General features: G+C 61.7%; 15 protein-coding genes. 3 read left to right on the top strand and 12 right to left on the bottom strand.

The window, feature by feature from the left end; translation table 11 throughout:
- Positions 1–2: 2 nt before the first annotated feature.
- Positions 3–767: an osmolarity response regulator transcription factor OmpR gene (ompR, locus tag RY831_RS09995; RefSeq protein WP_228535037.1), complete on the bottom strand. Its 765-nt coding sequence runs from the start codon at positions 765–767 to the stop codon at positions 3–5.
- A 304-nt stretch (positions 768–1,071) separates the two neighbouring features.
- Between ompR and RY831_RS09990 the strand changes: the two genes are divergently transcribed.
- A complete protein-coding gene (locus RY831_RS09990) occupies positions 1,072–1,311 on the top strand; it encodes a hypothetical protein (protein ID WP_326506188.1) in 240 nt (79 codons plus the stop codon).
- A gap of 78 nt (positions 1,312–1,389) precedes the next feature.
- On the opposite strand, the gene RY831_RS09985 is transcribed toward RY831_RS09990, so the two are convergent.
- The 10 genes from RY831_RS09985 to dapC form a co-directional block, all read right to left on the bottom strand.
- Positions 1,390–2,229 carry a Rossmann-like and DUF2520 domain-containing protein gene (locus RY831_RS09985; RefSeq protein ID WP_326506187.1) on the bottom strand — a complete coding sequence of 280 codons (840 nt, stop codon included), beginning with the start codon at positions 2,227–2,229 and terminating at the stop codon, positions 1,390–1,392.
- Between the two features lie 8 nt (positions 2,230–2,237).
- Positions 2,238–2,807 (bottom strand): GNAT family N-acetyltransferase, encoded by a 570-nt coding sequence (locus tag RY831_RS09980; RefSeq protein WP_326506186.1) that lies wholly within the window; start codon positions 2,805–2,807, stop codon positions 2,238–2,240.
- 46 nt (positions 2,808–2,853) lie between these two features.
- The gene (locus RY831_RS09975; protein ID WP_326506185.1) at positions 2,854–3,942 is read right to left on the bottom strand and encodes a CaiB/BaiF CoA transferase family protein; all 1,089 of its coding nucleotides are present in this window, start codon (positions 3,940–3,942) and stop codon (positions 2,854–2,856) included.
- Between the two features lie 53 nt (positions 3,943–3,995).
- Positions 3,996–5,987 (bottom strand): ATP-binding cassette domain-containing protein, encoded by a 1,992-nt coding sequence (locus RY831_RS09970; protein WP_326506184.1) that lies wholly within the window; start codon positions 5,985–5,987, stop codon positions 3,996–3,998.
- Positions 5,984–6,886, bottom strand: coding sequence for a 50S ribosomal protein L3 N(5)-glutamine methyltransferase (gene prmB, locus RY831_RS09965; protein ID WP_326506183.1), 903 nt, complete (start codon positions 6,884–6,886; stop codon positions 5,984–5,986). Before prmB ends, RY831_RS09970 begins: the two co-directional genes overlap by 4 nt.
- Before the next feature lie 118 nt (positions 6,887–7,004).
- Complete coding sequence (gene dapE, locus RY831_RS09960; protein WP_326506182.1) at positions 7,005–8,132, bottom strand: succinyl-diaminopimelate desuccinylase; 1,128 nt, start codon at positions 8,130–8,132, stop codon at positions 7,005–7,007.
- A complete protein-coding gene (locus RY831_RS09955) occupies positions 8,129–8,482 on the bottom strand; it encodes an ArsC family reductase (protein ID WP_326506181.1) in 354 nt (117 codons plus the stop codon). Before RY831_RS09955 ends, dapE begins: the two co-directional genes overlap by 4 nt.
- Positions 8,483–8,486: 4 nt before the next feature.
- Positions 8,487–9,623, bottom strand: coding sequence for a PilT/PilU family type 4a pilus ATPase (locus RY831_RS09950; protein WP_326506180.1), 1,137 nt, complete (start codon positions 9,621–9,623; stop codon positions 8,487–8,489).
- A gap of 128 nt (positions 9,624–9,751) precedes the next feature.
- The gene (gene dapD / locus RY831_RS09945) at positions 9,752–10,579 is read right to left on the bottom strand and encodes a 2,3,4,5-tetrahydropyridine-2,6-dicarboxylate N-succinyltransferase (RefSeq protein WP_326506179.1); all 828 of its coding nucleotides are present in this window, start codon (positions 10,577–10,579) and stop codon (positions 9,752–9,754) included.
- A gap of 38 nt (positions 10,580–10,617) precedes the next feature.
- A complete protein-coding gene (dapC, locus tag RY831_RS09940) occupies positions 10,618–11,811 on the bottom strand; it encodes a succinyldiaminopimelate transaminase (protein WP_326506178.1) in 1,194 nt (397 codons plus the stop codon).
- Positions 11,812–11,988: 177 nt separating this feature from the next.
- Here dapC and smc point away from each other — a divergent pair, with 177 nt between their 5' ends.
- Positions 11,989–15,519 carry a chromosome segregation protein SMC gene (gene smc, locus RY831_RS09935; RefSeq protein WP_326506177.1) on the top strand — a complete coding sequence of 1,177 codons (3,531 nt, stop codon included), beginning with the start codon at positions 11,989–11,991 and terminating at the stop codon, positions 15,517–15,519.
- A gap of 88 nt (positions 15,520–15,607) precedes the next feature.
- Here the strand turns inward: smc and RY831_RS09930 are convergent, their stop codons facing one another.
- Positions 15,608–15,847: a hypothetical protein gene (locus RY831_RS09930; RefSeq protein WP_326506176.1), complete on the bottom strand. Its 240-nt coding sequence runs from the start codon at positions 15,845–15,847 to the stop codon at positions 15,608–15,610.
- Positions 15,848–15,923: 76 nt separating this feature from the next.
- Between RY831_RS09930 and RY831_RS09925 the strand changes: the two genes are divergently transcribed.
- Positions 15,924–16,295, top strand: a complete 372-nt coding sequence (locus RY831_RS09925) for a hypothetical protein (RefSeq protein WP_326506175.1) — start codon at positions 15,924–15,926, stop codon at positions 16,293–16,295.
- Positions 16,296–16,365: the final 70 nt, after the last annotated feature.

Here is a 16,365-nt window from a genome sequence, read left to right as displayed (position 1 = left end):
TATCAGCGTGGTTGGCCTTCGGGAATAAAGACATAGCCGAGCCCCCATACCGTCTGGATGTAGATCGGGTTGGACGGGTCCGGCTCGATCAGTTTCCGCAAGCGGGAGATCTGGACATCGAGGCTGCGGTCGAATACCTCGTATTCGCGGCCGCGAGCGAGCTCCATCAGCTTCTCGCGAGACAGCGGCTGGCGCGCGTGGCGCGCGAAGACCTTGAGTACGGAAAACTCGCCCGTCGTCAGCGAAATCGATTCGCCGTTCTTCTTGAGCGTGCGCGTGCCGAGATCGAGGATGAAGTCGCCGAACTGGAAGGTCTGCGGAGTTTCCGAGGGGGCGCCCGGGATTTCGTCGGGGCCCTTGCGGCGCAGGACCGCATTGATGCGGGCGACCAGTTCACGCGGGTTGAACGGCTTCGGCAGGTAATCGTCGGCACCCATCTCGAGACCGACGATACGGTCCACGTCTTCGCCCTTGGCGGTCAGCATGATGATCGGCGTCTGGTCGCCGGCTCCGCGCAAGCGGCGGCAGATGGATAGTCCGTCCTCGCCGGGCAGCATCAGGTCGAGCACCAGGAGGTCGTAGCGCTCGCGGATCCAGAGCTTGTTCATCGCCTGCGCATTCTCGGCCGTGACCACGTTGAAGCCTTGTTCGGCCAGATACCGGCGCAGCAGGTCCCGCAGTCGCAGGTCGTCGTCGACGACAAGGATTTTCCCCTGATGGCCGGAGGTGTGGCCGGGCCCGTTGGTTGTCATATTTGTCGTGTTCATGGCGCTATGGTAACTTCAGTAAATCAAGCAGTTATGGCTCATTCTCAAGTCATTACAAAGTGTTACAAACTTTACTCCATGCGGGTTATCGCTGCGGAGAATGAAGCATACACTGGGATCATCGTCGTGGGCTGAAGTATATCCCTTCGGGCATTAGCCTACCGGCAACGATGAGAAAGCGTCCAAGACAATGCACCTCAAACGACTCGTTATTTCCATTATGTTATCTGTCGGTTCGGCGGCTGTGCTTGCCGACGCGGGTGATTATGGGCAGTCGAGCCGAGACGCAGTACGCGCATTCCACGTGCAAAACATTTATCTTGAACGTGGCCAGCAGCATATGCAGCCGCCATCGTCCGACCGGCGTGAAAACCGTTCCTATCCCGGCCAGGATAGCAGCGGCTACGGCGGTCAGCCGGACGCCCCTACCAGCCAGGCCGCGGACAATGCGCGGCGCCAGGGTCGAATGAGCCCCGAGGAACGCAAGGCGCTGCGCCGCCAGATCGACGAAGTGGGGCACGACATTTACGCTCCCAAGCGCTGACCCGCTTCCCGGCATTTCTGGTTTTGTAATCCATGCAAGGGAAGGCCGCATCGCCCCCCAACTACGGGATTTCCAGTCTCAAGATGATTTCCGGCGCCGCGCCGCGATGTCCGCCGTGAGTTTTCCGAACTGCTTGTACAGCGCGCCATAGCGTTCGTCCCATGCATTGACGGCACGATACTGGCGGACCGCGGTAATGATGTCGCCGCGCGCGATCGGCCCGGTCAGTGCGTCCGTCGGTCCAAGTCGAAAAACATTGTCTACCGTTCCCCTTACCAGCGGCATCATCAGCTGCAGCGCGGTGTCTTCGGGAATGCCGGCCTTTATATAGGCTTGCTGGGCGGTGTCCAGCAGCGTGACGAGATAATTCGATGCGAAGACCGCGGCCGCATGATAGACAGTCTTGAAGTCGGGCTTGATCGGTACGGCGATAGCGCCGATAGCTGCCACTGCCTCGCTTAGTGCCGCGGCCGCCGAAGGTTCGCCTTCGATTCCGAAATAGGTGTTGCCGAAGCTCGCCGCCACCTGTGCCGGATCGGCGAAACTGCGGATGGGATGCGCGCTTGCGGTGACGGCGCCTGCCGACGCCGCGGCATGCAATATGGTCGACGGCAGGGCGCCGCTGCAATGGAACACGAGATTGCCCGGCGCGAACAGGCCGGCCGCGGCCAACGCGCCGCAGCTGGTCTCGATCTCGTCGTCGGGCGTGCCGATCAGCCAGATGTCGGCCGGCCGGAGTTCGGCAATCGATGCCACCGCAGTCCCGGCGCCCATGAATGCGGCCGCCTCCGTGGCGCTGGCCATTGAGCGGTTCATGATCCGCGCGACGGCAAGCACGCCTGCCTCCGACCACAGTTTCCCGAGTGTCATGCCGACCTTGCCGCAGCCGACGATGTTGAGAGTGCGCAGGGATTGCATCGCTGATGTCAGCCTTCCCGCATGGCGCCGTGCTGCCGCCAATCCTGTTCAAGGATGGAGTAGCAGTTGAGATCATGGAAGCGTCCGCCCCAGTACGCCTGCTCCCGGTGAATGCCTTCGAAACGGAATCCCAGCCGCAGCGCCAGTGCGATCGACGCGGCATTGTCCGGATGCGTCTCGGCCTGGATGCGATGCAGATGCATGGTGCTGAATCCGAAGTCCAGGACCGCGTCCAGCGCCTCGCGCATGTATCCCTGGCGCTGACAGGAACGTGCGATTTCGTAGCCGATCACGCAGTTGCGCCAGCTGCGGTTCCACCTGAACAGTCCGCAAGTGCCGATGAGCTCGCGGTCGCTGCGCCGCTCGAGTGCCCAGCGAAATCCGGTGCCGGCATGAAACCATCCTGCGAACAAGTCGGCCAGGCGGCCTGCCTGCGTTGGATCGTTCACGGGATCGACGCCGTACCAGCGCATCCAGTCGGCGTCGGAATGAATGGCGAAGAGCGCCTCGGTATCCAGCGACGTGATTTCACGCAGCCGGAGGCGGGCTGTATGCAATTCCGGGAAGCTTGATAGCATGCTGCGTTCGTTCTGAGGGTCATGGGTACCCTGAATTGTAGCCGCATCATTCATGGAATTTCACCGCCGGGCCGCTGGCCCAATAGTCGCCCTCGGTTGGGTGATGCAGTCTGTGCACCATGCCGCGCGACTGCATCAGCGGATGGGCCAAGGCTTCATCTGCCCGCAGGACGGGTGTCACGCAGCAGTCGACCTGCGCAAAGCGCTCGGTCCAGACAGCCAGGGTTTCAAGCGAGAAAAGATGGTCGAGTTCCGTCTTGACCCGCATCGCATCCGCGCCGCCGACTTCCTGGCCGAGACTCCAGTGCCGCTCCTTCAGGTCCGGCCGTCCCAGCACGTCGCAGCAAGCCTGCCAGAATTTGAGTTCGAGGGCGCCGACCGCCATGTGGCGTCCATCGCTGGTGCGGTAGATGTTGTAGCAGGGAACTCCGCCCGTCAGCAGGTCGCGTCCCGGCGGCGCGGGCTTGCCGAAATTGTTGACCGCTGCCAGCGGCATGATGTTGTGGGCGAATACCGCATCGGTCATTGATATGTCGACGAAGCGGCCGGGACCGCCATTCTTGACGCCGAGCAGCGCCGCGAGCATGCCTTGCACGGCGGCTTGCGCGCCGCCGAGCAGGTCGCCGACCTGCAGGTTGCCGAGTGCTGGCGAGCCGTCCGGGCCGACATTCTGCTCCAGCATGCCGGCCAAGCCGATGTAGTTGATGTCGTGGCCCGCAAGCTGCGCATAGGGGCCATCCATCCCGTATCCTGAAATCGCGCACATGACCAGTTTGGGGTTGCGCGCCTTCAAGGTTTTCCACCCGATGCCAAGCCTGTCCATGACTCCGGGACGGAAACTTTCGACAACCACGTCTGCCTGTTCCGCCATTTCCAGGAAAACGTCGCGCTGGGCGGCATCCTTCAGATCTAGCCGCAGTTCCCGCTTGCCGCGGTTGACCGCAATGAAGAACTGCGACACCTGGTTGCCAACATGGCCCAAGGTGCGCGCATAATCGCCGGTGCCGGGATCCTCGATCTTGACCACATCCGCACCCATGTCGGCGAGGTGCATGGTGGCCACCGGCCCCGGCAGCAGCCTGGTCAGATCCAGCACCCGTATGCCTTGCAGCGGCTTGTCGATCGGTTGGCTCAAGCAAGTCTCCTTCAGGTTGTCGATGTCGGGTTGTCGATGTCGGTAACCGCCGCTCAATTCCCGGACAATTGTTCAAGCGCTTCCTGCTGCTCCAGCCACTCGGTTTCGAGCTGTTCCAGTTCCTTGGCGATATAGGCCTGGTCAAGGATAAGCTGCTTCAGGGCTTCCCTGTTTGCGTCGTCATAAATCGTGGAATCGGCGAGTTTGGCATCGACCTCGGACTTGCGCGCATTGAGCTTCGCCATCTGTTCGTCGAGCCGCTTGATACGCGATTCGATCGGTTTCCTGAGCGTTGACAGGCGCTGGCGCTCCTCCGCCTCCTGACGCCGGCGCTCCTGCCTATCCTCGCGCGATTCGGAAGCCACGGGCGATGCTTCCGCCGGCGCCGCCGTCTTGCCGTTCGCTGCAGGAAGCGATGGTTCGCCCTTGCCAAGTTTGGTCTTGAGCAGCCAATCCTTGTAGTCGTCGAGATCGCCGTCGAAAGGCTGCAGCCTGCCGTCGGCGACGATCATGAACTGGTCGGTCGTGGCGCGCAGCAGGTGCCGGTCGTGCGAAACGAGCACCAGCGTGCCTTCGAACTGGGCCAGCGCCATGGTAAGCGCCTCGCGTGTTTCCAGGTCGAGGTGATTCGTCGGCTCATCGAGCAGCAGCAGGTTGGGGCGCTGCCAGACAATCAGGGCCAGCGCCAGGCGGGCCTTTTCGCCACCGGAAAACGGCGCGATCTTGCTCGTCACCATCTCGCCGCCGAAATTGAAGCCGCCAAGAAAATTGCGCAGTTCCTGTTCCCGCGTCGTCGGCGCGATCTTGGCCAGGTGCCACAGCGGGGATTCGTCATGCCGCAGCATCTCCACCTGGTGCTGGGCGAAATAGCCGATCGACAGGCCCTTGCCGAGACGGGTGTCGCCCGCCAGCGACGCGATCTCGCCCGCGATGGTCTTGACCATCGTGGACTTGCCTGCGCCATTGACGCCCAGCAGGCCGATGCGCTGCCCGGTCTGCAGCGAGAAATTGATGCGCGACACGATCGGTTTCTCGATGATGTCGCCACCGTGCTCGATGCGATAGCCGGCCACCACGTCCTCCATCACCAGGAGCGGATTCGGCGCACTGAGCGGTTCACGGAATTCGAAGGAAAATTCCGCAGCCGCCCGCAGCGGCGCGATTTCTTCCATTCTGGCCAGCATCTTCATCCGGCTTTGCGCCTGGCGCGCCTTGGTTGCCTGGGCCTTGAAGCGGTCGATGAACGATTGCAGGTGCGCGCGCTGCCGGGCTTGCTTTTCCGCCGCAGCCTGGGTCAGCGCCATCTGCGCGGCGCGCTGGCGCTCGAATGCCGAGTAATTCCCGGAATAGCGCTTGAGCTTGCGATTGTCGATATGCACGATCACATTGACCACGCCATCGAGAAAATCCCTGTCGTGGGAAATGATGATCAGTGTGCCTTCGTAGCGCTTGAGCCAGTCTTCCAGCCAGATGATCGCATCCAGATCCAGGTGGTTGGTCGGTTCGTCGAGCAGCAGCAGGTCGGACGGGCACATCAGCGCCTGCGCCAAATTAAGTCGCATGCGCCATCCGCCGGAAAAGCTGGCCACCGGCTGCTGCATCTGGTCGTGGGAAAAGCCGAGGCCGGCGAGCAGCTGCTCGGCGCGCGAACGCACCGTATAGGCGTCGGCATCGGCAAGCGCCGCATGCAGTTCGGCGATGCGGTGGCCATTGCCATGCTCGGCGCTTTCAGGAACCTGTTCCAGTGCGGCCAGTTCGGCCTCTAGCTGGCGCAGGTGAGCATCGCCATCGATCGCATACTCCAGCGCCGGTCGGTCGAGCGCCGGCGTCTCCTGGGCGACATAGGCCATGCGCCACTTGGCGGGGAAATCGACTTCGCCGAGGTCGGGATGCAGTTCGCCGCGCAGCATGGCAAAAAGGCTGGATTTGCCGGCGCCGTTGGCGCCGATCAGGCCGATCTTGTCGCCGGGGTTAAGCGTCAGGTCGACATTCTCGAGCAGCGGCTTGATGCCCCGTGTAAGGCTGACTTGCAGAAAACGTATCATCGCTTCTTGGTGGTGGCAACAAGTTGATCGGCGGTCAGCAGGAATACCATGTCGTCTCCCGCGCTGGTCGAAATCCAGGTCAGTTCCAGGTCGGGGAAGGCGGCTTCGGCGAAAGCCCGCTCGTTGCCGATCTCGACCATCAGGATGCCCTTCTTCGTGAGCCGTCCGGCGGCGCCGGCCACGATCCGGCGTACCAGGTCCATGCCGTCGGTCCCGCCGGCCAGGGCGATCTGCGGTTCGCGCAGGTACTCCGGCGGCAGCTTGCTCATCGAACCTGCGTTCACGTAGGGCGGGTTGGTAATGATGAGGTCGTACTTCTTTTCCGGCAGCCCGTCGTACAGGTCTGATTCAAGCAGGGTAATGCGGTCCTGCAGTTCATAGTCATCGACATTGCGGCGGGCCACGGCGAGCGCATCAGGTGAAATGTCGACGGCGTCGATCCGCGCGGCCGGGAAGGCATCGGCCATCATGATCGGCAGGCAACCCGATCCGGTGCAGAGTTCGAGGATGTTTTCCACGCCGTCCGGATCTTCGACCCAGGGTGCGAACTGTTCGGGAATCAGCTCGGCGATGAAGGAGCGGGGCACGATCACGCGTTCATCCACGTAGAAACGGTACTCGCCGAGCCAGGCCTCGTTGGTGAGGTAGGCGGCGGGCATGCGTTCTCCGACGCGGCGTTCGATCACCTTGAGCACGGACTGCACTTCTTCCGGCAGCAGCCTGGCGTCGCAGAATGGCTCAAGCTTGTCGATTGGCAAGTTCAGTGTGTGCAGGATCAGGTAAGCCGCCTCGTCGAACGCATTGATGCTGCCATGCCCGAAAAAGAGTTTTGCGCCGTTGAAGCGGGAAACCGAGTAACGCAGCAGGTCGCGGATGGTGGTGAAGTTGTCTGGAGTCATGGATAGCTTGAAGTTGTAAAGACTGCCGCCGGTCGATGCGGTGCCGAAAGCCAGGCACCGAATGCCATGCCATTGACAACGTGCGAGCGCGACGCCGAGCCGGTATTGGAAAAGGCGGTTAAAGCAGCAGGTTTTCGAGGGTTCGTCGGTAGATGTTCTTCAACGGATCGATATGGCGCAATTCGATATTTTCGTCGATCTTGTGGATGCTTTCATTCGGCGGACCGAATTCTATAACCTGCGGACAGATTTCAGCGATGAACCGGCCATCCGAGGTGCCGCCGGTGGTCGACAGATCGGCATCCAGGCCGGTTTCACGCTTGATGGCTTGCATCAAGGCATCGCTCAGGTTTCCGCGCGGCGTAAGGAAGGGGCGCCCGCCTATGGTCCACTTGATGTCGTAGCCGAAATCATATTTGTTCAGGATTTCATGAACGCGCTGCTGCAGGCCTTCCACCGTGCTGGCGGTTGAAAACCTGAAATTGAAATCGATGACCACCGCGCCGGGAATGACATTGGTGGCGCCGGTGCCTCCATGGATGTTCGAAACCTGCCAGGAGGTCGGAAGATAATATTCGTTGCCTTCGTCCCATTTCTCGGCGGCCAGTTCGGCCAGCGCCGGGGCCATCAGGTGAATCGGATTCCTGGCCAGCTGCGGATAGGCGATGTGACCCTGCACGCCCTTGATGATAAGGCGTCCGGACAGCGAGCCGCGGCGGCCGTTCTTGATGACGTCGCCGAGCTGTTCGGACGACGTGGGTTCGCCGACGATACAGTAGTCTAGCTGTTCGCCTCGCTCTTTCAGTTTTTCACAGACGATGACCGTGCCGTCGGTGGCCGGGCCTTCCTCGTCGCTGGTGATCAGGAAACCGATGGAGCCCTCGTGGCCGGGATGCGTGGCGATGAATTCCTCCACGGCCACGACCATGGCGGCAATCGAGGTCTTCATGTCGGCGGCACCGCGGCCATACAGCCTGCCGTCGCGCCGCACGGGCTGGAACGGCGGCGAAGTCCATTGCTCCAGCGGTCCGGCAGGGACGACATCGGTGTGGCCGGCGAAGACGAGCAGGGGCTGCATCTTTCCCCGGCGAGCCCACAGATTGGTCACGCCGCCGGATGCCATGCTCTCGCACTCGAAGCCGAGCGGCGCCAGCAGCTCGGCGATGCGGCGCTGGCAGCCGTTGTCCTCGGGGGTCACCGACGACAGGGCAATCAGTTCTTCCGCCAGTGCGAGCGTCCTGCTCATTTGCCGAAAATCTGCCGGTAGGCCGCATCGGAAAAACCGACATGGGCGCTGCTGCCGTCGACCAGCACCGGGCGCTTGATCACCGAAGGCGACTCCAGCATCAGCGCCGTCGCGCTGGCCGCATCGACGATGGCGGCCTTGCGCTCGTCCGGCAGGCCGCGCCATGTCGTTCCCTTGCGGTTGACCAGCGTATCCCACTGCACGTGCCCGAGCCAGGATTCGACGGTGTCCGGGGAAAGGCCGGCCTTCTTGAAATCGTGGAACGCATGCGCAATGCCGTGCTCGGTCAGCCAGGTGCGCGCCTTCTTGACCGTGTCGCAGTTGGGAATGCCGTAAAGAGTGATTGCCATCGGGTCAAACGTTGAGTGTGAATTCGGTGAAGGTGGGGCCGTCGTCTTTCTTCGGTTCCGGCTCCGGTTCGGGCGCTTTGGCACCCTTGGAATTGTTGATCAGCCAGTAGAGATTGGTGGCCGAATCCGCGTTGGCCAGCGCCTCGTCTTGCGTGACCACGTCGTCCTCGATCAGGCGCAGCAGGGCTTGTTCGAAGGTTTGCGAACCGGGCGCCATGCTTTTCTCGATCGCCTCCTTGATCTGGCCGATTTCGCCCTGTTCGATCAGCTCGGCGATGTGGCGGGTATTGAGCATGACCTCCACCGCGGCGCGCCGGCCGCCGTCCTTGGCCACGACCAGGCGCTGCGAAATCACTGCCCTGATGGTGGCGGCGAGATCGGGCAGCAGCGAAGGCCTCGTTTCCAGCGGATAGAAGTTGATGATCCGGGTGAGCGCCTGGTAGCTGTTGTTGGCATGCAGGGTGGCAACGACGAGATGGCCTGACTGGGCGTAGGCGATGGCGTTGGCCATGGTGTCCTTGTCGCGGATCTCGCCGATCAGGATGCAGTCCGGCGCTTGGCGCAGCGCATTCTTAAGTGCGATCTGCAGGCTTTCCGCGTCGGTGCCAATCTCGCGCTGGTTGACGATGGATTTCTTGCTGGTGAACAGGAATTCGATCGGATCTTCCAGGGTCAGGATATGGCCGGTGCGATTGATATTCCGGTGATCCAGCATGGCGGCGATCGTCGTCGATTTGCCGGAGCCGGTGGCGCCGACCACCAGGATCAGTCCGCGCTTCTCCATGATCACGTCCGCCAGTATCGGGGGCACGTTGAGGTCTGCAAGGCGGGGTATGTCGCCGGGAATATAGCGGAACACGGCGGAAATGGAGCCGCGCTGGCGAAAGGCCGAGAGCCGGAAGCTGCCCAGCCCCGGTACCGGGATGCCCATGTTGAGCTCATTGCGCGATTCCAGTTCGTGCAGCTGCGCGGCGCTGACGACTTCGGCGAGCAGGGCCTTGATCGTGGCGTTGTCCATCTTCTGCTGGTTCACCGCTACCAGGCCGCCATTGATCTTGACCTGGATCGGCGAGTTCACGCTCATGAACAGGTCCGACGCCTTCTTCTCTTTCATCAGCTGGAACAAGCGGTCCATCGCCATGGAGTTCTCCTGCTTCATTGCTTGCGGGATTGCCCCGGAGGGCAACCCTGTTGATCATCTGGGCCGCTTGCCGCAGGCGAGTCGGTTCTTCCCGCCATGCACTGCATGCTGCGGGAAGAACCATTCCATCAGGCTTCGCGCAGCAGTTCGTTGATGCCGGTCTTGGCGCGGGTCTTCGCATCGACGCGCTTGACGATCACCGCGCAGTACAGGCTGTACTTGCCGTCCGCCGAGGGCAGGCTGCCCGAGACGACCACGGAGCCCGCCGGAATCCGGCCATAGCTGACCTCGCCGGTGGCGCGGTCATAGATCTTGGTCGACTGGCCGAGGTACACGCCCATGGAGATCACCGAATTTTCCTCGACGATGACGCCTTCGACGATCTCGGAGCGCGCGCCGATGAAGCAGTTGTCTTCGATGATGGTCGGGTTCGCCTGCATCGGTTCCAGCACGCCGCCGATGCCGACGCCGCCGGACAGGTGCACGTTCTTGCCGATCTGGGCGCAGGAGCCGACGGTGGCCCAGGTATCGACCATGGTGCCTTCATCGACATAGGCGCCGATGTTGACGTAGGACGGCATCAGTACGACATTCTTGCCGATGAAGCTGCCGCGGCGCGCAACGGCCGGCGGCACCACGCGGAAGCCGCCCTTGGCGAAGTCCTCGGCGGTGTAGTTGGCGAACTTGGTGGGCACCTTGTCGTAGAACTGCATGCTGCCGTCGGCCGGCATCGGCACGTTGTCTTCCAGGCGGAAGGACAGCAGCACGGCTTTCTTGATCCACTGGTTGACGACCCACGCGCCGCTGTCCTTCTGGGCGACGCGCAGCGTGCCCTGATTGAGTTGCTCGATGACGTGGGCGACGGCGTCGCGCACTTCGGCGGGAGCGGATTTCGGCGAGAAGTCGGCGCGGTTTTCCCAGGCCTGGTCGATGATTTGTTGAATTTGCTGAGTCATTTGCGGGACGTTGTTAAGGACGTTGAAAGGTGGGTGGATCAGGAAATCTTCTTGGTGAATTCGACGATGCGCCGCGCGGCTTCAAGGCACTCATCGACTTCGGCGACGAGCGCCATCCGGATGCGGCCGTTCCCGGGATTGATGCCATGGGCTTCGCGAGCCAGATAGCTGCCCGGCAGGACGGTCACATTATATTCGCCATGCAGTCGCCGCGCGTATTCCGTGTCGGACAGGTTCGGCACCTTCGCCCAGAGATAGAAGCCGGCGTCCGGCAGCGAGACATCCAGGACTTCCTGCAGCATCGGCGTGACCTGGCCGAACTTGGCGATGTACTTGGCGCGGTTTTCCTCGACATGCCGTTCGTCGTTCCATGCGGCGACCGAGGCCGACTGGATGGACGGACTCATCGCACTGCCGTGGTAAGTGCGATAGAGCAGGAAGGATTTCAGCACCTCGGCATCGCCGGCGACGAAGCCCGAGCGCATTCCCGGCACGTTGGAGCGCTTGGACAGGCTGGAGAAGGCGATCAGGCGCGGAAAGCCGGTGCGGCCCAGCTTGTGCGCGGCTTCGAGGCCGCCGAGCGGCGCTTCCGCCTTGAAATAGATTTCGGAATAACACTCGTCGGCGGCGATGATGAAGCCGTAGCGGTCCGACAGGTCGAAGAGTTCTTTCCAGTCGTCCAGCGACAGCACCGCGCCGGTCGGATTGCCGGGCGAGCACAGGTACAGCAGCTGCACACGCGGCCAGACGTCGGCGGGGACGCTCCTGTAGTCGGGAGCGAAATTGCGCGCCGGATCCGAATTGACGAAATAGGGCGCGGCACCCGCGAGATAGGCCGCGCCTTCATAGATCTGGTAGAAGGGGTTAGGGCACATCACGAGCGCGTCGCGGGTCGGGTCGATCACTGTCTGTGCCAGGGCGAACAAGGCTTCGCGCGAACCGTTGACCGGCAATACCTGGGTTGCAGGGTCGATCTTCGGCAAGCCGTAGCGGCGCTCCAGCCATCCGGCAATCGACATCCTGAGCGCCTCGGAACCCAGCGTCGACGGATAGCTTGCCAGGCCGTTCAGATTGTCGGTCAGCACCTGCTTGATGAAGGGTGGCGTCGGGTGCTTGGGCTCGCCGATGCCAAGGCTGATCGGCGAATAGGCGGCGTTGGGCGCGACGCCGAAAAACAGCTGGCGCAGCTTTTCAAACGGATAAGGTTGTAATTTGGATAAGAGCGGGTTCACGGAGACGGGCTCGATCGAGAATGGATTGCAAAGGCGGCATTATACCGTCGTGCCTCGGCCGCGCAGCGTTCCCGCAGCCCGGAAAGTGATGTGCGCCGGACCTGAAATGATATGATAGGGCCCTTTCGCCGGGCGCGAGCCTCGACCCGGGTCAACTCGTCTGGAACAGTCGATAAAGTGCGTTTAACTTCTCTTAAATTAGCGGGATTCAAGTCGTTCGTGGATCCGACCAATTTCCAGGTTCCGGGCCAGCTGGTCGGCGTCGTCGGACCCAACGGTTGCGGCAAGTCGAACATCATGGATGCGGTGCGCTGGGTGCTGGGCGAGTCCAAGGCTTCCGAGCTGCGCGGCGAATCGATGCAGGACGTCATCTTCAACGGCTCGACCTCCCGCAAGCCCGCCGGCCGCGCATCGGTGGAGCTGGTGTTCGACAACAGCGACGGCCGTGCTGCCGGCCAGTGGAGCCAGTATGCGGAAATCGCGGTCAAGCGCACGCTGACCAGGGACGGCACCTCGACTTACTACATCAACAACCAGGCGGTGCGCCGGCGCGACATCCAGGACATTTTCCTTGGTACCGGCCTCGGTCCGCGCGCCTACGCCATCATCGGCCAGGGCATGATTTCGCGCATTATCGAAGCGCGCCCGGAAGATCTGCGAATCTTTCTCGAGGAAGCCGCCGGCGTGTCGAAATACAAGGAACGGCGCCGGGAGACGGAAAACCGCCTGCAGGATACGCGGGAAAACCTGACGCGCGTCGAAGACATCCTCCGCGAACTGAACACCAATCTCGAAAAGCTCGAAGCGCAGGCCGCCGTCGCCCAGCGATTCCGCGAACTGCAGGCGGACCAGGATGAAAAGCAGAAACTGCTCTGGCTGCTGCGCAAGAACGAGGCCAAATCCGAGCAGGAAAAGTTTTTCCGCGACATCGAAAGGGCGCAGACCGACCTGGAAGAACAGACGGCCAAGCTGCGCCATGTCGAAACCGAGCTCGAGCACATGCGCCAGGCGCACTATGCGGCGGGAGACCGCATGCATACCGCCCAGGGCAACATGTACCAGACCAATTCCGAGATCGGCAGCCTGGAAGCGCAGATCAAGTTCGTCATCGAATCGCGCAGCCGCCTCCAGACCCAGCTCAACTCGCTGACCGCGCAGCGCGACCAGTGGCAGCGCCAGAGCTCCCGGCAGCAGGAAGAGCTGGAAGAAGCCGAGATGCATCTCGAAGAGCACGGCATGCGCGTGGAGCAGGCGCAGCAGGCGGCGCATAACCAGAATGAACTGATTCCGGCGCTGGAACAGGCGTGGCGCGAAGCGCAGCTCAAGACCACCGAGTCGCGCGGCAAGATCATGCAGATCCAGCAGCAGATCGAACTGGAATCGGCGCATCAGCGCAATGCTTCCAATATCCTCGCCAACCTGGCTTCGCGCCGGGAGCGCCTGTCGCAGGAAAAGAACGGCATGTCGATGCCGGATTCCGCGCATCTGAACAACCTGAAGATGCAGCTGGAAGAAAAGCAGGCGACGCTGGAAGAAGCCCGCGAGCAGCTGGAAGCGGCGCAGGAACAGCAGCCCAGGCTGGAAGAGGAACGCCGCACCGCGCAGCAGCAGGTCAATACCGAAACCGCCAACAATGCCCAGCTGGAAGCGCGGCTGAACGCGCTGAAGCAATTGCAGGAAAACGTGCAGACCCAGGGCAAGGTCCAGCCCTGGCTGAAAAAGCATGAACTGGGCGAATTGCCGCGACTCTGGCAAAAGCTGCATATCGACCAGGGCTGGGAAACCGCGCTGGAATCTGTGCTGCGCGAGCGCACCTCGGCGCTGGAAGTTTCCAACCTGGATTGGGCCAAGGCTTTTTTCAATGACGCGCCGCCGGCCAAGCTGGCGCTGTTTACGGTCAACGAAGTTGCGGCGCCTGCAGCTTCCGACGCGCCGTCCGGCCTCAAACCTTTCATCAACCTGCTGCAGCTCAACGATCCCGGACTGCGCGCGCTGATGCAGGACTGGCTCGGCAACGTCTTCACGGCCGAGGATACCAATGCAGCCTTCGTCGACCGCGCCAAGCTGCCAGCAGGCGGCTATTTCGTGACCCGCCAGGGCCATGTCATCGGCAAATCCAGCGTGCGCTTCTACGCATCGGATTCCGAGCAGGACGGCATGCTGGCCCGGCAGCAGGAAATTGAAAACATCACCAAGCAGCTGCGCGCCCAGCAAATGCTGGCCGACGAAGCGAAATCGCGTGTGGTTCGCGCCGAGGCGGCGGTGACCGCGGCCACTCAGCGGCTGCAGGAATTGCGCCAGCGCGTGGCCGGACTTACCCAGGCGGTTCACGGCCTGCAGATCGATGTGATGAAACTGGCGGAAGTGCAGGAGCGTTTCAACCAGCGCAGCACGCAGATCGCATCCGACCTGGCCGAAATCACGGCCGAGGAGGCGGAGCAGCAGCAGGCGAAGGCGGAATCTGAAGCGAAATTCGAACAGCTGGACGTCGAGCTTGCGGTCCTGCAGGAAAGCCATGAAGACGGCCAGACCATCTATCTGGCCAAGGAACAGCAGCTCAATGAAGCGCGTCAGCGTCTGCGCGAACTCGAACGCGCCGCGCAGGAAGCGGAATTCGCCGAGAAGGCGCATAGCAACAAGATCGAGGAACTCAAGCGCAATATTTCAACCGCGAAGGAACAGTCCGCCCAGCTCTTCGCTAGCATGGAGCAGGGCCAGCTGGAACTGGAAAGCCTGGATGACCAGACCGCCCAGGCCGGCTTGCAAACCCTGCTCGACAAGCGCTCCGAGCAGGAGCGGGCACTGGCCGATGCGCGCCATGAACTCGACCAGCTGACGCAGAAACTGCGCCATACCGAAGAGGCGCGCATGCAGGCCGAACGCAGCCTGCAGCCGCAGCGCGACCGCATCATGGAATTGCAGCTCAAGGAACAGGCGGCACGGCTAAACCAGGAGCAATTCGCCCAGCAGCTGGCGGAAGCCCAGGCCGACGAGGCCGCGCTCGCCGAAAAGCTCAATGCCGACATGCGGCCTTCCTACCTGCAGGGCGAAGTCACGCGGCTGACCAATGCGATCGCGGCGCTCGGCGCGGTGAACCTGGCGGCGCTGGACGAACTGGCCCAGGCATCCGAGCGCAAGAACTTCCTTGACGCCCAGCACGCCGACCTGTCGGAAGCGATCAGCACGCTGGAAGATGCGATCAACAAGATCGACCGCGAAACCCGCGATCTGCTGCAGGATACTTTCGACAAGGTCAACAAGCACTTCGGCGAACTGTTCCCGGTTCTGTTCGGCGGCGGTCAGGCCAAGCTGATCATGACGGGCGAGGAAATCCTCGACTCAGGCGTGCAGGTGATGGCACAGCCTCCGGGCAAGAAGAACGCGACCATTCATCTGCTGTCCGGCGGGGAGAAGGCGCTGACGGCGACCGCGCTGGTGTTTTCGATGTTCCAGCTCAATCCGGCGCCGTTCTGCCTGCTGGACGAGGTCGATGCGCCGCTCGACGATGCAAATACGGAGCGCTTCTGCAACATGGTCAAGCGCATGTCTTCCCATACGCAGTTCCTGTTCATCTCGCATAACAAGATCGCCATGGAAATGGCGCAGCAGCTGATCGGGGTCACCATGCAGGAGCAGGGCGTGTCGCGCATCGTCGCCGTGGACATGGAATCGGCCGCGAACTTCGCCAGCGAAGCGCAGGCTGCATAGAACGCGGGGTTGGCGCAGGCATCGAGGAAGGATTTGATGCGGTGTCAGGCGAGGATGGCCGCGAACGGCATTCCTCGCCCGGCAATATTCAGATGCGGGCGGAGCGGGCGAGGGCGGCGCGTTTCTGGTAATAGGCGACGTTCATCTGCGCTTCTTTCGCGCGCTGCAGTTCCACGTCGGCGCAGATCAGGTAGTGCCTTTCGGCGCGTTGCAGCCACCAGTGCTGAATCGACCTGACGACGGGAGTCAGTGACAACATCGCCAGTTCCTGCAGTTTGAATTCTTTAGCGGATACGTCGAATTTCGATTTTTCCAGATGGGTATTCATATTTGCTCCTTGGATGCTGGTTGCTTTTGTCCTGACCTGACGCGCCTTGGGAATCCTGTTTGGCAAGGCCTGCAGCATGTTTATGCAGCCAGTGCCGGTCTGTGCCATTCCCCATAAGCGAAAGGAAGTTGGTATGCTTTCCTGCGTAAGGCGAATACGGAGCGACTACCGCCATCCCGGTTTAGTGATGGAAATGTGTCGCTCCGGAACAGTTGCTATTCTTCAGCTCGACGATGGTGCAAGTATTGATGGTGGTCAACGGCGTGAACCCATCCGTTCGGCAATGATCAATTCCACGCATACATCTTTTCCGGGAAGCATCAAAATGGGAAGGAAGCATGGCTTCCGGGTGTTCAGCTTGACAACTTTATCGATGAACACTACCCTGATTTGCCAAATTTTTATCTGGTTCAACTATTTGTGTGTAACAGAAACTCCGCGTCCGTGAAGCCAGCCCGTCATGCAGTCATGCAGGCCATGTCTGATTCGGCGATGAAACCCGATCGGCGCGGACGGCA

It is taken from the genome of Noviherbaspirillum album, assembly GCF_035916955.1.
Taxonomy (GTDB): domain Bacteria; phylum Pseudomonadota; class Gammaproteobacteria; order Burkholderiales; family Burkholderiaceae_D; genus Noviherbaspirillum; species Noviherbaspirillum album.
This window is presented reverse-complemented; position numbering and strand designations above follow the sequence as displayed.